This window comes from Arthrobacter terrae (genome assembly GCF_015708085.1).
Taxonomy (GTDB): Bacteria; Actinomycetota; Actinomycetes; order Actinomycetales; family Micrococcaceae; genus Arthrobacter_M; species Arthrobacter_M terrae.
Genome location: NZ_JADNYM010000008.1, coordinates 1 through 14,163 on the forward strand (window position 1 = coordinate 1; position 14,163 = coordinate 14,163).

Below are 14,163 nucleotides of genomic sequence, written 5' to 3' on the forward strand. Positions count from 1 at the left end.
AAAGACAACCCCGGCACCGGCTGGACCGTCACCCAACCCAGCCCCGGCACCTTCATCCACACCTCACCCACCGGCCGGACCTACACCAAAAACCCCCAACCCCCACCCTTCTAAGACCAACCCGTGCAACGTCACACCACCCAGCGACGAGCTCGCCCGTTCCGCCACTCCGGCGGGCCGACGCTGTCGTGGTATCACCGCAGGCTCACCCGTCCTGACACTACGGTGCAGGCACTGTCCTTGTACTGCGGTTGGCTGGCTGGCCGGTCCTGATTTGTCCTGGTACTACAGGGCAGGAACTGTTCGTGGCCTGACGACTAACCAAAGGGAAGCGATCAGCAGGGCAATACAACCGGCCATAACGGCACCCATGGGGGTCGCGCTGCCAACGCCGAGCAGTCCGACTACGGGGGAGATGAGGCCGGCCACGCCAAATGTTGCCGCGCCGAGCAGAGAAGCCGCCGTTCCTGCTTGATGTCCATGGTTCGAGAGTCCAAGAACCTGGATGCACGGGAAGACAAAGCCGGTGGCCATGATGTAGAACCACAGCGGCACTATCACGCCCCACAGACCAAGATGGAACTGATCAAAGACCACGATCAACACAGCCATCAGCAGCTGGATGATACTGGCCGCGGCGATCACCCATTGCGGGCCCAGCCTGCGCAGCAGCCGGGCAGAGGTCTGCACGCCGGTCACGATGCCGAGCGAATTTATTCCGAAGAGCAAACCGTACTGCTGCGGTGAAAATTCGTAAATCGTCTGAAAGAGGAAGGGAGAGGCGGAGAGGTAGGTGAATAAACCGCCGAAATTCAGTCCGCCAACCATCAGCGTGCCGACGAAGATCCTATCCGCGAAGAGGATCCGGTAGCGCTGGCGCATGGTTGATCCGGAGCGTCGTCGCTGTTCGATGGGCAGTGTCTCGACGATCAGGAAGGACGCCGCCATTAGCACGATAAGTCCGTAGGAGGCCAAGAACCAGAAAATGCCGGGCCATGCCATTATGCCCAGCAGCTGGGAACCGATGACCGGCGCCAGGATGGGCGCCATTCCGTTCACCAGAGCCAGCCGGGAGAGCATTCTGACAAGCGGGTAGCCGCTGAATAGATCACGGACCATGGCCATCGCTACGACGCCACCGCCGGCAGCGCCGATTCCCTGCAGGACGCGGAACACGCCCAGCATGGTGATATCCGTGGACAGCGCGGCTCCCACCGAGGCCAGCACATGAACGGCCGTCGCCAGGATCAGCGGCATCCGGCGTCCAAATTTGTCGCTGAATGGCCCTACCACCAGCTGACCAACGGCAAAACCGATGGTGGTCGCCGTTAGCGTGAGCGCAATCGACGTGGCGCTGGCGTTGAGGTCCTGTTCCAGGATGGGGAACGCCGGCAAATAGAGGTCAACTGTGAAAGGTCCAAGAGCCGTGAGCAGGCCGAGGACCAGGATGTAGACAAATTTCTGCCGATGCGATAATGCGTCGCCGGGATGGATATGCGAGCTCAAAAAAAGAATCCTCAGATGTATGGGAAGCCATCGCGTGGGGGTGGCCAGTCACTATGCTGGTAGTTCAGTGGCCACCTGCTGGCAATTCGAAAGCAGAACGGCCAAGTCCTCATAGTAGGGCCTGAGTCAGTGGAGGAGAAAGTGATGGAATCCGAACAAGGAGCAGCCGCACCCAAACGGGGCAAGGTTATTGGGGTCACCATTGCAGCGGCACTCGGGGGACTCCTATTTGGGTTCGACACGGCGGTCATTAACGGAGCCAACGAGGCGATTCGTGAGGAGTTCTCACTTGATCCTGCGGTATTGGGATTTGTCGTTGCCGTGACTCTGCTCGGGTGCGCGGCCGGCGCCTGGTTTGCCGGTCAGTTGGCTGACCTATGGGGCCGGAAAAAAGTCATGGTGTTGGCCGCCATTCTCTTCGTCGCGAGCTCGTTGGGCGCAGGCCTCGCATTCGCCGCTTGGGACTTGATGATCTGGCGCTTTATCGGCGGTTTGGCAATTGGTACCGCATCGGTGATTGCTCCGGCCTACATTGCCGAGGTGGCGCCGGCTCGGATGCGCGGTGCGTTGGGATCGTTGCAGCAGCTGGCCATCACCTCGGGAATTTTTCTGGCGTTGCTCTCGGATGCCTTCCTGGCCGACTCCGCCGGGAGCGCCATGGACCAGTTCTGGCTTGGTCTGCCCGCATGGCGTTGGATGCTGCTGGTGGGTGTGATCCCGGCCGCCGTCTACGGTGGGCTGTCACTGGGAATCCCGGAATCCCCGCAGTATCTGCTGCGGGTGGGACGGGTCGACGAGGCGCGAAGGGTCATCGTCAACGTCATTGGAAGCCGTAACCCTGATGCGCGGATCAAAGATATACAGGACAGTTTCGAGCGCGAAGATAAGTCGAGTTTTCGGGAATTGCGTGGTCCAATGCTGGGCCTGCAGCCCATTCTTTGGGTAGGCATGGCCGTGGCGGCGCTCCAGCAGCTGGTGGGCATTAACGCCATATTTTATTACTCGAACACTCTTTGGCAGTCGGTGGGCTTCAGTGAAAAGGACTCCTTTACGACGTCGGTTATTACCGCGATCATCAATGTCGCCTTGACATTCGTGGCCATTTTCTTTGTTGACAAAGTGGGGCGCACCAAGCTTTTACTGATTGGCTCGGTGGGAATGTTCCTTGGTCTGCTGGCGGCGGCAATTTCCTTTTCGCAGGCATCCGGCAGTGGCGATAATATTTCGTTGCCGGCGCCGTGGGGTGCAGTAGCCCTGGTGGGTGCGAATGTCTTTGTTATTTTCTTCGCGGCCACTTGGGGGCCGGTGATGTGGGTGGTGCTGGGCGAGATTTTCCCAAACCGCATCCGCAGCATGGCTCTGGGCCTGACGGCAATGGTCAACTGGATCTTCAATTTCATTGTGACGTTGTTGTTTCCGATTCTCAGCGCGGCGGTGGGACTTGGCTATGTCTACGGCGGCTTTGCGCTGTTTGCCGCATTGTCCTTCTGGTTTGTGAAAACGGCAATGCCCGATGTCAGCGGCCGCGAGCTCGAGGACAAGGGCAAGCTGATCAAGGCATGAGTTGTCGTGGCGCTTTGCACCGGTGCCGGGGCCAGCTGGCACCGGCACCGCATGGCTCGATGGTAATTTTGAGAAGTAAGGCGCCGGAACGATCGGTGCTACGTGCACGTGCGGCCAGCACGTCTGCAGGTTCCAACGATGGAGGCGGTTCCGATGAGTAGTGCTCGACACGCCAAGGCCGGTACCCTGGAAGCTTATTCCGCGGGTACCGGGTCCACCCTGATGGGTGCGCTTAAGCTGGTGTCCCGACTGGTCCCCAAGCAACTTAACGATGAATTGGCGCTGGCCAAGGCGGAGCTTAAACGCAAGGGCATGGCCCTGGGCATCGCGTCGGCAATTTTCGCGGTCGCGCTGGTCTTTCTGGCCCTCCTGGTGGTTGCCTTGATAGTGGCCGGCATCATGGGGCTCGCAACGGTCATGCCGGCGTGGCTGGCCGCTCTATTGGTGGCAGCACTGTTCTTAGTGTTGCTGCTGATTGCTGGATTGGTTGGGTACCTCAGGCTTAAGAAGGCTCTACCGCTCAAACCGGAGCAGGCTTTGACCGGCATGCGCTACGACGTCGCCATTGCCAAGGAGGGCGGCAAGTTTAACGTATCGACGATGGTCGCCAAGCCGATAAGCAATGCGGAAGCGAAAGCCAAGAAGGCGGAGAAGGTGGCGAAGGCCAAGCGTGCCAAGGCCCAGAAGGAAGCCAAAGCAGTTCAGAACGGTCCTGCTCCGAGCGAGCACGATCTCAGCGCACGGACCGCGGCGCGGCGTGAACATTTGCTCGCGCTGCGTGCCACTATCATTGCCCGCGCGGACATCCGTAAGGACGCGCGTGTGCTGTGGCAAAACGCCAAAATTACGGCCGACGACGCCGCCGCAGACACGCGCCACAAGTTTGCTGAGCTCTCGGGCACGACTGCAGTTGAAACGGCCAAGGAACGTTGGTTCCCTGCCGGTGTCTTTATGGTTTCGACCACCGTGCTGGTTGTCCTCCTGAGAAAGCTGATCCGGAAGTAGCAAGCTGGACCACGAGGTGCAGAGAGGGGCAGCGTGAGGCTGATCGGTGCGGGTGCCCGAAGGGGTGCAGCCCTGACGGACCACGAGGTGGTCTTCACCGTCCCCAATCTACTCACGGTGCTCCGTTTTCTCGGCGTCCCGTTGTTCATGTGGCTCGTTCTGGCCCGGGAGCAATACGGCTTTGGGGTTCTGGTCCTGGCGATCATGGCATGCACGGACTGGGTGGACGGGTACGTGGCGCGCCGTTTTGACCAGATGTCCAGGCTTGGCCGGGTGCTGGACCCGATCGCGGACCGGTTGGCGCTGACTGCCGTGGCGGTCACGCTGGTGATTGCCGGGATTGCTCCGTGGTGGCTGCTGGCCGCGCTCGTTATTCCCGATGCGATTCTGCTGGTGCTGTGCATCGTCTTTTTCCGTTGGCACCCCGACCTGCCCGTCAGCGTCCTGGGCAAGGTCAGGATGGCGGCGTTGCTGCTGGGAACTCCTCTGCTCCTGCTCGCCAAGGCGGTGGGATCGGAGCCTAATGCGCTCCAGGTTGCCGCCTGGTTCTTCCTGATCATTGGCATTGCCGGGCATCTCATTGCGGCCGTGAGCTATTTCCGCGCCATCGTGGAAAAGCACCGCCGGGAACCGAGGCCCAAGGGTGCGGCGGCAGAAGGCAGACCAACATGATGTGGGTAGCCATCGCCTGCGCAGTGGCGGGAGCTTTCTTTCTGGCCTTCGGCGCACAACGTCAGGGCAGCGCGGTTCAGGCTAACACCGGCGGGTTGGCTTTGGGCGGAAACGGATTTCTGCGGCTGCTGCGCAATCCACGTTGGGTGCTCGGCCTGTTGCTGTTGGGCGCCGGTACAGCGCTGAATGTGGTGGCCCTAACGCTGGGTACGCTAGTGGTGATCCAGCCGATCGGCGCCATCGCACTGGTGATCACCACCATAGTTAATGCCAAGGACCAAGGCATCAGACTCAACCGGGGCACCGTTGTGTCAATTTCTTTATGCGTTACCGGCAGCGGGGTGTTCGTCCTCCTCGCCGTGAATGTGGTTCGGGAAAACACCCATGTCACAGTTGTGGAGGAACTGACGGTCGTGCTGCTGCTCGCCGTCGTCGTCGGCATTCTCGGCTCCTGCATGGTCCTGTTTAAACACCGGTTGAAGGCCTTCTTTTACATCCTTGGCGCCGGCGTACTCTTCGGCTTCGTGGCGGTGTTGACCCGAATAATTTCCAAGCAGCTTTTCGACCCGAACGGGCTGTTTCTACTGAATCTGCAGTGGTACTCCATTCTGGCGATCGCGACGGCCGCCGGCCTTGGCTCCTGGTTCGTGCAGAATGCCTATTCCAGTGGCCCCCCGGACCTGGTGATTGCCGGGCTGACCGTGATTGATCCTATGGTGGGCATTGCCATCGGGATCAGCATCCTGGGTGAATTGCGTCCGGATGTCCCCGCCGTGGTCGCAATTGGCATGGTTGGGGCTGCTTTGCTTGCTATCGTGGGAGTCGTCGCGCTGTCCAGGCACCATCCGGATGTGGTCAAAAAACGGGACGAAGCCCGAAGTGACCGCAGGAAGGGCTCGCGGAAAACCGTGAAGCGGTAGCTGCGAAAGTTGCAGCAGCAGGACAGGACCGAGGAGCACGACAGTACCGCAGAAGCACCGCAGTACCGCAGGAGCACCGCAGTAACGCAAAAGCACGACGGCGCCGGAAGCCCGAAGTGCGCCGGTCCGCCAGGAACCGGTCCAGTGAGAAGCCACCAGGAGTAATTTCAGTGACATCCGCACAAAGCACCGAGCCGCAGCAGAAGCCGCAGGCCAGCGCTCAGCCTACGACCCGACCCGTTGCGCGGGCCAGTGCGGCGGCCCGGGCTCAGACGAAGCCGCTGACAATATTGATTGCTGCGGACACTTATGCTCCGCAGATCAATGGTGCAGCGATGTTCTGCTACCGACTGGCCAAAGGATTGACCGGCCGCGGGAACGACGTCCATGTGCTCGCCTGCCGCGCCGACAAGGGCAAGAGCTTTACCGAAGTCCGTGATGAAGGACAAATACACCGGCTTCGTGCGCATTCGGTGCCGACTCACGAATATTTTAGGGTTTGTCTTCCGTGGGAAATCAAAAAGGACATCGCGCTGCTGTTCGATCGGATCAAGCCCGACGTCGTCCATGTCCAGAGTCATTACATGATTGGTGAGCAGGTCGTCTACGAAGCCCAGCGCCGCGGCATCCGGATCATAGCCACCAATCACTTCATGCCGGCGAACCTGAATCCCTTCCTGCCATTCCCGCAGTGGCTCAAAGACATCATCGCCCGTGTTTCCTGGCGGGACATGGGCAAGGTAATGGGCCGAGCCGACGTTGTTACTACCCCCACACCATTGGCTGCCAAGGCCATGGCGGAGCGTGCACTCCTGCCCCGGGTGCTGCCGCTGTCCAACGGCATAGACTCCGCCGCTTATGAGCTACAACCGGGAGAAGTGATTGAGCGCCATCGGTACCCGACCGTTCTCTTCGCCGGTCGGCTGGCGGAAGAGAAGCACGTCGATGTCCTGATCGATGCGGTGGCCAAGACACCGTCCGAGCTCAACGTCCGGCTGGAAATCGTGGGTGGTGGTGAGGTGAAAGCTGCCCTCCGAACGCAGGCCGAACGTCTGGGTCTGAAGGACCGGGTGAAGTTTTTCGGACTGGCTAGTGATGAGGACCTGCGCAAGGCCTACATCCAGGCGGATCTCTTTTGCATGCCGGGAACCGCCGAGCTGCAGTCATTGGTAACACTGGAAGCCATGAGCGCTTCGACCCCTGTGGTGTTGGCCGATGCCATGGCGCTTCCGCACCTGGTGGACCAAGGTGTAAACGGCTACCTATTCACACCCGGAGACAGCAACGATCTGGCGCGCAAGATAACGACGATTCTGCAGCTTCCACCGCAGGAACGGGCAGCCATGGGGGAGGCCAGCCACGCGATGGTCGAAAAACACAGCATCGCGCAGACGCTGGACACCTTCGAGGACCTGTATCGCGGCGGCTCGTATAACGACTATGCCGATCAGGCCTAGAAGCGCGGTTAGGCGCGGCAAATGTGCTGATCATGCCGGCGGACTATTAGGATGGCTAAGTCAGTCATTGACGTGACGGGCATGGGGCTATAGCTCAGCTGGTTAGAGCGCGGGACTCATAATCCTTAGGTCCTCGGTTCAAGTCCGAGTAGCCCTACTGAAAACGCCCGGAAGACCCGGTCCCATTGGGGGCCGGGTCTTCCGGCGCTTTTCACTGTGTTTGATATGCGGTCCCAGGTACCCTGGAGTCCAGGTGGAGAGGCCGGGAAGCCAGACTATGGCTGTGCAGACCGCTGGCCGTAAGACAATGAGTTGGTGTTGGCCTCCGGTGCAGCGATCCAGTGGCCAGTCGCAGCTACGCAGCAGTCTTCTGCCAAGCCTTGATGCTGACCAAAAGGGATTCCAAGCTGATTCGCATGAAGGCTGGGTGAAGCAGCCCCATGACAAGCCCGAGAATGAGCAGGGCGATCATCCTCCCAAATTAAATTAAACGATTTTCGCGCCGTTCGGTGGGATATGCCTGGTGAAACTCAGGTCAGAAAAACTCTTCATAAATTTCTCCTATCGACAGCAGTGGTGCGTCCGGCAGGCTTGCTGAACAGACCATTCAGGCCCATGTAAGCAGTGCGTCAGAGCAGTTCTCCCCAAGGTGTATGCGGTTGCCGCTCTGGACGAGATGAAGTCTCTGGTCCGAACGCACCGGGGAAGACTTTGCTGCCGCGGCCTATCTGCGGTATGTTACTGATGAGTAACAAGCTCCGAACCGTTGATCCGCGAAGTAATCCCGGATCACAATTGATCACGAGCGAAGGAACGCCGATGCCTAAGGCCATTGACCTCAATAATCTCCCTTACGCCGATGGGGATTTCTATTCATTTGAGGATCTCCTCACTGGCGCGGAGCGGGAGCGCCTGCAGGAGGTCCGGGACTTTCTGACCAAGGAAGTCCGTCCGATTGCCGTGGACTGCTGGAACCGTGCCGAGTTCCCAATGGACATTATTCCCAAGCTTGCCGAACTGGACATGGTGAGTCCCGTCCGCCGGCAGGGCTATTCGAATGTTTTTGCCGGCATGGTGCACGCCGAGTTCACGCGTGCTGATGCCTCGATTGCCACGTTTATGGGAGTCCATGACGGGCTCTTCACCGGTTCCATTGAGGAACTCGCATCGGAAGAGCAGAAGGCGGCGTGGCTGCCGGACATCTACTCGCTGAAGAAAATCGGGGCGTTCGGACTGACCGAACCGTTGGGCGGCTCGGATGTTGCCGGTGGGACCAGGACCACTGCCCAGCGTGAGGGTGACAGCTGGATCCTGAACGGTGCGAAGCGGTGGATCGGTAATGCGACCTTCTCTGACTGGGTGGTCATTTTTGCCCGTGACGTGGCCGATAACCAAGTCAAGGGGTTCCTTGTGGACACGAAGACCGAAGGTTACGCAGCAAGCAAGATCGAAAATAAGATCTCCCTGCGGACTGTACAGAATGCCGATATTACCCTGACCAATGTGGTGGTTTCGGATGACTTCAAACTGGCCGGGGCGAACAGCTTTCGCGACACTAACAAGGTGCTGAAGGTGACTCGGCTGGGCGTGGCATGGCAGGCCGTCGGACAGCAGCTCGCTGCCTTCGACGTTGCCCGCAGGTATGCGGTTGAGCGCCAGCAGTTCGGTCGCCCGCTGGCATCCTTCCAGCTGGTGCAGGATCAGCTGGTTCAGATTCTGGGTAATGCGGTCAGCTCGATGGGCATGATGATCCGCCTCGCGCAGCTGGAGGACGCGGGTGTGGCCAAGGACGAGCAGTCAACGCTGGCCAAGGCCTTCACCACCGCCCGTATGCGGGAGAGCGTTGCCTTGGGCCGCAGCATTCTTGGCGGTAACGGCATCGTCACGGACTACGGGATGGCCAAGATTTTCGCGGATGCCGAAGCGATTTACTCTTACGAGGGAACCCACGAAATCAACACCCTCGTGACAGGCCGGGCCATTACCGGTATTTCCGCGATCGTTTAGGGCGGATGGAGCGGGAGCAGGACTGAGGGCCGCCGGTCGAGGATGAACTGAAGTGGATCCAGGTAGACCTGGCCACGCCGTACACCCCAGTGCAGGCAGCCCGCCGGCGGACAATGGCTGCTTACTGCGAGGATGCCGACGGGCTGACCGATGACGACGGTGGTTCCCTCTGGAAGCGGGCTGTCTACCGGCTCGAAGCTGCTGCGAAGACCGGGTGTGTGTTCAATGGTGACGACGGTGCGGTCGACCACCCAGCCGGAAAAGACCACTGTTCCATTGGCTGGTGCCAGGATTGGGGTTCCCGGAGCCGCCGCCAGGTCAATACCCCGGTGCCCGGCCAGCCACGGCTTGGCGGGGGGATCGAACTTCCGGATGAGCCGTGGACGGGGATCGAGTGGCCAGTGCCAGCCGGCCTTCGACGGTGTTGATGACCGCGCCGTTGATTGTGGTGGCGCCGATGGCCGCGGTGCCGCAGCCGATGCCGCTGCTGGTGTCGAAACCGCAGAAACGGCAGATTTGCCCGTGTGGCTGAAAGGTACGATCCCGCCCAGTGGGAGGGCCAGCTGCAGCAACGCTGCTGCCATCGCCAAGCGTTGAAGTCCGGCAGAGCGTTGAAGTCCGGCAGAGCGTTGAAGTCCGGCAGAGCGTTGAAGTCCGGCAGAGCGTTGAAGTCCGGCAGAGCGTTGAAGTCCGGCAGAGCGTCGTCGTACATTCATGCATCCAGCTTCCCGCCGAGCGCAGTGCCGTGGCACTCCGGATCGCCCGGTTGTGCATCACGGGACGCTGACCTCGGCTGTGGAGGACCGCGCAGCCATGCCAAGACGATGGAGGCAGGCAGGCAGGCAGGACAGGACAGCGAAAGCCGGGGGCGCCACTGTAGTAGGATGGACAAAGCAGCCTGCTGTGCAGGCTGACTACGCGTGCCCGAACCGCTATGGAAACAGGCGGATGGTGTCTCTTTCGGTCCGAGGGTCAGTAATTGATTCCCGGGTAGGGACACTCTGGGCGCCAGGAGCAAGCCCCGGCAGAAATGTCTGCGGGGGTACGAGGCTAATAACCGTCAAATTATAGAAGGAGCGTCGGCATGCCCGTCGTAACCATGCGCCAGCTGCTTGACAGCGGCGTCCACTTTGGACACCAGACCCGTCGTTGGAACCCGAAGATGAAGCGTTTCATCTTCACGGAGCGCAACGGCATTTACATCATCGATCTGCAGCAGTCGCTGTCCTACATCGACCGCGCCTACGAGTTCGTGAAGGCCACCGTGGCTCACGGCGGTACCGTTCTGTTCGTGGGTACCAAGAAGCAGGCGCAGGAAGCCATCGCCGACCAGGCCACCCGTGTTGGCCAGCCATACGTGAACCAGCGTTGGCTGGGCGGTATGCTCACCAACTTCCAGACCGTGGCCAAGCGCATCCAGCGTATGAAGGAACTCGAAGAGATTGACTTCGACGACGTCGCCTCCTCTGGCCACACCAAGAAGGAACTGCTGCTGCTGCGTCGCGAGCTGACCAAGCTGCAGACCAATCTGGGCGGTATCCGCAATCTGACGAAGGCTCCGTCCGTCGTCTGGATTGTTGACACGAAGAAGGAACACCTCGCCATTGACGAGGCCAAGAAGCTGAATATCCCGGTTGTCGCCATCCTGGACACCAACTGCGATCCGGACGAGGTCGACTTCCCGATTCCGGGTAACGACGACGCGATTCGCTCCGTCAATCTGCTGACCCGCGTTGTTGCCGATGCGATCGCCGAAGGCCTGATGGCGCGGAACAATAAGGCATCGGGCAATACCGAGGCGCCCGTGGAGCCGATGGCCGAGTGGGAGCGCGAGCTGTTGGTTGGCACCGAGACCCCAGAAGGCGAAGCCAAGGCCGCTCCGGCTGACGGCACACCCGCTGGCACCGAGGCTGCTGCTTCACCGGTGGCTGCTGATGCTCCGGCCACGGAGGCTCCGGCCACCGACGCTCCGGCCACCGACGCTCCGGCCGAGGAAGCTCCGGCCGAGGAAGCTCCGGCAGCGGAAACTGCTGACGTCGTCTCCGAAGAGAAGACCGAAGACAAGTAACTCCTTGGTGCTGCCGGGATGCCTCTTGGTATTCCGGCAGCACCGTCTGCGCTCAGCACTGTAACGTTCGCGCTCAGCGGTGTACCGTCTGCGCTCAGCGCTGTACCGTCTGCGCTCAGCGCAGCTTGGCCCGCCTCGCGGGCCCCTAAGCAATTGGCACAAGAGAAGATTAGAAAGAGGAGTTCACTATGGCGAATTACACCGCCGCTGATATCAAGGCTCTGCGCGAGCGCACGGGCGCCGGCATGATGGACGTCAAGAAGGCACTCGACGAGGCCAACGGTGACGCGGAAAAGGCCATGGAGCTTATTCGTATTAAGGGACTCAAGGGTGCTACGAAGCGCGAAGGCCGCTCCACCGCAGAGGGCCTTGTGGCCGCTGCTGTTAACGCCGGTGTGGGCGTCATGGTGGAGGTCAACTGCGAGACCGACTTTGTCGCCAAGGCCGGACCGTTCATTGACTTCTCCAAGAAGGTCCTTGCTGCCGCGTTTGATTCCGGTGCTTCGGACGTCGATAGCCTGCTGGCGCACACCGTAGACGGCAAGCCGCTGTCCGAACTCGTCATCGAGACCGGAGCGTTGCTGGGCGAAAAGGTTGCCGTCCGCCGCATGGCCCGCATTGAAGGCAAGACCGTGGATGCGTACCTGCATAAGACCTCCAAGGACCTTCCAGCCCAGGTTGGCGTGCTGTTCGCAGTGGATGGCGAAGGGGATGCCGCCACGGAAGCCGCGCACGACATCGCCGTGCACATCGCTGCCTACTCGCCGACTTACCTTACCCGCGACGAAGTTCCGGCAGAACTGGTCGAGAGCGAGCGTCGCATTGCGGACGAGACCGCACGGGCCGAGGGCAAGCCGGAGGCCGCCATGAGCAAGATTGTTGAGGGACGCCTGACGGGCTTCTTCAAGGAGAGCGTTCTGGTTGATCAGTCGTTTGCCAAGGATGCGAAGAAGAGCGTTGCCCAGGTTCTCACCGAGGCTTCCGTGAAGGCTACTGCCTTCGCCCGGTTCCGTGTTGGTGCGTAGCCCACGAAACTGGTAGCGCGAAGCTGGTAATGCGAAGGGGGCGGTCACTGCGGTGGCCGCCCCTTTCGCATGAGGACCGCTAATATCTTAGGAGCCCATCGGATCAGACCGGACTTCGGGACGCAAGTCAGCAAGGCATAATGTCAAGGGCGCCAGCGCCAAATGGAAGGCGATATGAGCATCGATAATACTGTTTCCACGGCCCGTAGGGCACCTGTACCGGCCACCCATCGGGATCCGCTGCACGGGCATGCAGAACCTCGCAGGCGGGTGCTGCTCAAGCTCTCCGGTGAGGTCTTCGGGGGCGGCAAACTGGGTGTGGACCCGGACACGGTCCGCGGTATTGCCGAACAGATTGCCAGCACCAACGGCACCGTAGAAGTGGCCATCGTTGTTGGCGGGGGTAATTTCTTCCGCGGTGCAGAACTGGCGCAAAGCGGTATGGACCGGTCGCGTGCTGACTATATGGGGATGCTCGGCACAGTGATGAACTGCCTGGCGCTGCAGGACTTCCTGGAACAAGCCGGCGTGGAAACGCGGGTGCAGAGCGCCATCAGCATGGGGCAGGTAGCCGAGGCTTACATTCCTCGCCGTGCCATCCGTCACTTGGAGAAGGGGCGGGTGGTAATTTTTGGCGCGGGTGCGGGACTGCCGTACTTTTCCACCGACACGGTGGCTGCCCAACGTGCGCTGGAGGTGCATGCCGATCTGGTGCTGATGGCCAAAAACGGGGTCGACGGCGTCTATACGGCCGATCCCAAAAAGGATCCACTGGCGCGCAAACTGGACAAACTGACCTACGATGAGGCCATCCAGCGGGATCTGCGGGTGATGGATCAGACAGCGCTGAGCCTGTGCAAGGACAATAACGTGACCATGCTGGTCTTCGGCATGGAGGGCGAAGGCAACGTTGCCCGGGCCATCCTGGGCGAAGAGCTGGGTACTTTGGTCACACCCTGAGCGCGGCCCTTGGTGGCTCCACGCTAGGATGAAGTCAGGACATGGGCGGGCGGAACGCGGTCCCGGGGATCAGGGAAAGCTAATGCCCGAGTTGGAAGCATCAATTTTTCGAGGGAGAGACTGTGATCGACGAAATCTTGCTGGAGGCCGAAGAAAAGATGGACAAGGCTGTTGAGGTCGCGAAGGAGGATTTCGCCTCAATCCGCACTGGGCGGGCAAATCCGGGCCTGTTTTCGAAGGTCCTGGTGGAGTATTACGGTTCGCCGACGCCGCTGCAGCAGCTGGCGTCCTTTGCCGTGCCGGAAGCCCGCACGCTGCTGATCACCCCCTTCGATAAGACCTCGCTGAGCGCCATCGAGCGCGCGCTGAGCAACTCCGAGGTTGGCGCCAATCCGTCTAATGACGGCAACGTAATCCGCATTGTGATGCCCGAGCTGACTCAGGAGCGCCGCCGTGAATACGTCAAGATTGTCCGCGGCAAGGGTGAGGACGCCAAGGTGTCGATCCGCAATATCCGCCGAAAGGCCAAGGAAGGTCTGGATAGGATCGTCAAGGATGGCGACGCCGGCGAAGACGAGGGCTCCCGCGCTGAAAAGGAACTGGACGCCCTGACAAAGGCCCACACTGACAATATCGATGACCTGCTCAAGCGAAAAGAAGCGGAACTTCTCGAGGTCTAATGAGCGATTTACCGCCTCCGGAACCCGGCTCCGGCTCGGCCGGCTCTTCAGGGTCAGGGGCCACCGGCCCGGAACCGCACTTTCCCTCCCGCCGTTCCCTGCGTGCCGGCCAGCATGACCGGGTGAGCAGAGCGTCGCGCAGATCCGCCGGTCGTTCGGCGCAGGGCGTTCCGACGGTCCCCGAGTCTGCAACGCCGATTCGTCCGCTGCCGCCGGAGGCATCCGCAGCTGAGCCGCACGGGCAGCTGCCGGACACGGGGGTTGCCGATGCCATTTCCCAGCATGGTTCCTCCGGCACCG

At 60.6% G+C, this 14,163-nt stretch carries 12 protein-coding genes and 1 tRNA gene; 11 read left to right on the forward strand and 2 right to left on the reverse strand.

The features are described from left to right. Window positions 1-285: 285 nt before the first annotated feature. Entirely contained in the window at window positions 286-1,506 is a 1,221-nt protein-coding gene (locus tag IV500_RS07390; RefSeq protein ID WP_196396170.1) for a multidrug effflux MFS transporter, read from the reverse strand. Between the two features lie 144 nt (window positions 1,507-1,650). Here IV500_RS07390 and IV500_RS07395 point away from each other — a divergent pair, with 144 nt between their 5' ends. The 7 genes from IV500_RS07395 (at window position 1,651) to IV500_RS07425 (ending at window position 9,130) form a co-directional block, all read left to right on the forward strand. Beyond that, window positions 1,651-3,069, forward strand: a complete 1,419-nt coding sequence (locus IV500_RS07395) for a sugar porter family MFS transporter (RefSeq protein WP_196396171.1) — start codon at window positions 1,651-1,653, stop codon at window positions 3,067-3,069. A 153-nt stretch (window positions 3,070-3,222) separates the two neighbouring features. Continuing rightward, complete coding sequence (locus IV500_RS07400; protein WP_230854645.1) at window positions 3,223-4,074, forward strand: phage holin family protein; 852 nt, start codon at window positions 3,223-3,225, stop codon at window positions 4,072-4,074. A 33-nt stretch (window positions 4,075-4,107) separates the two neighbouring features. Continuing rightward, a complete protein-coding gene (locus IV500_RS07405; protein WP_196396172.1) occupies window positions 4,108-4,746 on the forward strand; it encodes a CDP-alcohol phosphatidyltransferase family protein in 639 nt (212 codons plus the stop codon). Further along, entirely contained in the window at window positions 4,743-5,666 is a 924-nt protein-coding gene (locus tag IV500_RS07410) for a DMT family transporter (protein ID WP_196396173.1), read from the forward strand. Before IV500_RS07405 ends, IV500_RS07410 begins: the two co-directional genes overlap by 4 nt. Before the next feature lie 281 nt (window positions 5,667-5,947). Continuing rightward, window positions 5,948-7,123 (forward strand): glycosyltransferase, encoded by a 1,176-nt coding sequence (locus IV500_RS07415; protein ID WP_230854665.1) that lies wholly within the window; start codon window positions 5,948-5,950, stop codon window positions 7,121-7,123. An 83-nt stretch (window positions 7,124-7,206) separates the two neighbouring features. Continuing rightward, window positions 7,207-7,280: transfer RNA gene (locus IV500_RS07420), tRNA-Ile, on the forward strand. Window positions 7,281-7,942: 662 nt separating this feature from the next. Further along, a complete protein-coding gene (locus tag IV500_RS07425; RefSeq protein WP_196396174.1) occupies window positions 7,943-9,130 on the forward strand; it encodes an acyl-CoA dehydrogenase family protein in 1,188 nt (395 codons plus the stop codon). Here IV500_RS07425 and IV500_RS07430 read toward each other — a convergent pair. Continuing rightward, the gene (locus tag IV500_RS07430; RefSeq protein ID WP_312875855.1) at window positions 9,127-9,846 is read right to left on the reverse strand and encodes a M23 family metallopeptidase; all 720 of its coding nucleotides are present in this window, start codon (window positions 9,844-9,846) and stop codon (window positions 9,127-9,129) included. The genes IV500_RS07425 and IV500_RS07430 overlap by 4 nt on opposite strands. A 368-nt stretch (window positions 9,847-10,214) precedes the next feature. Here IV500_RS07430 and rpsB point away from each other — a divergent pair, with 368 nt between their 5' ends. The 4 genes from rpsB to frr all read left to right on the forward strand — a co-directional run bounded on the left by rpsB (window position 10,215) and on the right by frr (window position 13,863). Next, complete coding sequence (rpsB, locus tag IV500_RS07435) at window positions 10,215-11,198, forward strand: 30S ribosomal protein S2 (RefSeq protein WP_196396175.1); 984 nt, start codon at window positions 10,215-10,217, stop codon at window positions 11,196-11,198. Window positions 11,199-11,386: 188 nt separating this feature from the next. After that, window positions 11,387-12,223: a translation elongation factor Ts gene (tsf, locus tag IV500_RS07440; protein WP_196396176.1), complete on the forward strand. Its 837-nt coding sequence runs from the start codon at window positions 11,387-11,389 to the stop codon at window positions 12,221-12,223. Between the two features lie 174 nt (window positions 12,224-12,397). Then, on the forward strand, window positions 12,398-13,183 hold the full coding sequence (pyrH, locus tag IV500_RS07445) for a UMP kinase (protein ID WP_196396177.1): 786 nt from the start codon (window positions 12,398-12,400) through the stop codon (window positions 13,181-13,183). Between the two features lie 122 nt (window positions 13,184-13,305). Next, a complete protein-coding gene (gene frr, locus IV500_RS07450) occupies window positions 13,306-13,863 on the forward strand; it encodes a ribosome recycling factor (protein ID WP_196396178.1) in 558 nt (185 codons plus the stop codon). Window positions 13,864-14,163 lie beyond the last annotated feature (300 nt).

Bases quoted from the DNA above. Each gene is read 5' to 3' on its own strand.
- IV500_RS07395 (WP_196396171.1), top strand. From the start codon at position 1,651: ATGGAATCCGAACAAGGAGCAGCCGCACCCAAACGGGGCAAGGTTATT.
- IV500_RS07400 (WP_230854645.1), top strand. From the start codon at position 3,223: ATGAGTAGTGCTCGACACGCCAAGGCCGGTACCCTGGAAGCTTATTCC.
- IV500_RS07410 (WP_196396173.1), top strand. From the start codon at position 4,743: ATGATGTGGGTAGCCATCGCCTGCGCAGTGGCGGGAGCTTTCTTTCTG.
- IV500_RS07425 (WP_196396174.1), top strand. From the start codon at position 7,943: ATGCCTAAGGCCATTGACCTCAATAATCTCCCTTACGCCGATGGGGAT.
- IV500_RS07430 (WP_312875855.1), bottom strand. From the start codon at position 9,846: ATGAATGTACGACGACGCTCTGCCGGACTTCAACGCTCTGCCGGACTT.
- rpsB (WP_196396175.1), top strand. From the start codon at position 10,215: ATGCCCGTCGTAACCATGCGCCAGCTGCTTGACAGCGGCGTCCACTTT.
- tsf (WP_196396176.1), top strand. From the start codon at position 11,387: ATGGCGAATTACACCGCCGCTGATATCAAGGCTCTGCGCGAGCGCACG.
- pyrH (WP_196396177.1), top strand. From the start codon at position 12,398: ATGAGCATCGATAATACTGTTTCCACGGCCCGTAGGGCACCTGTACCG.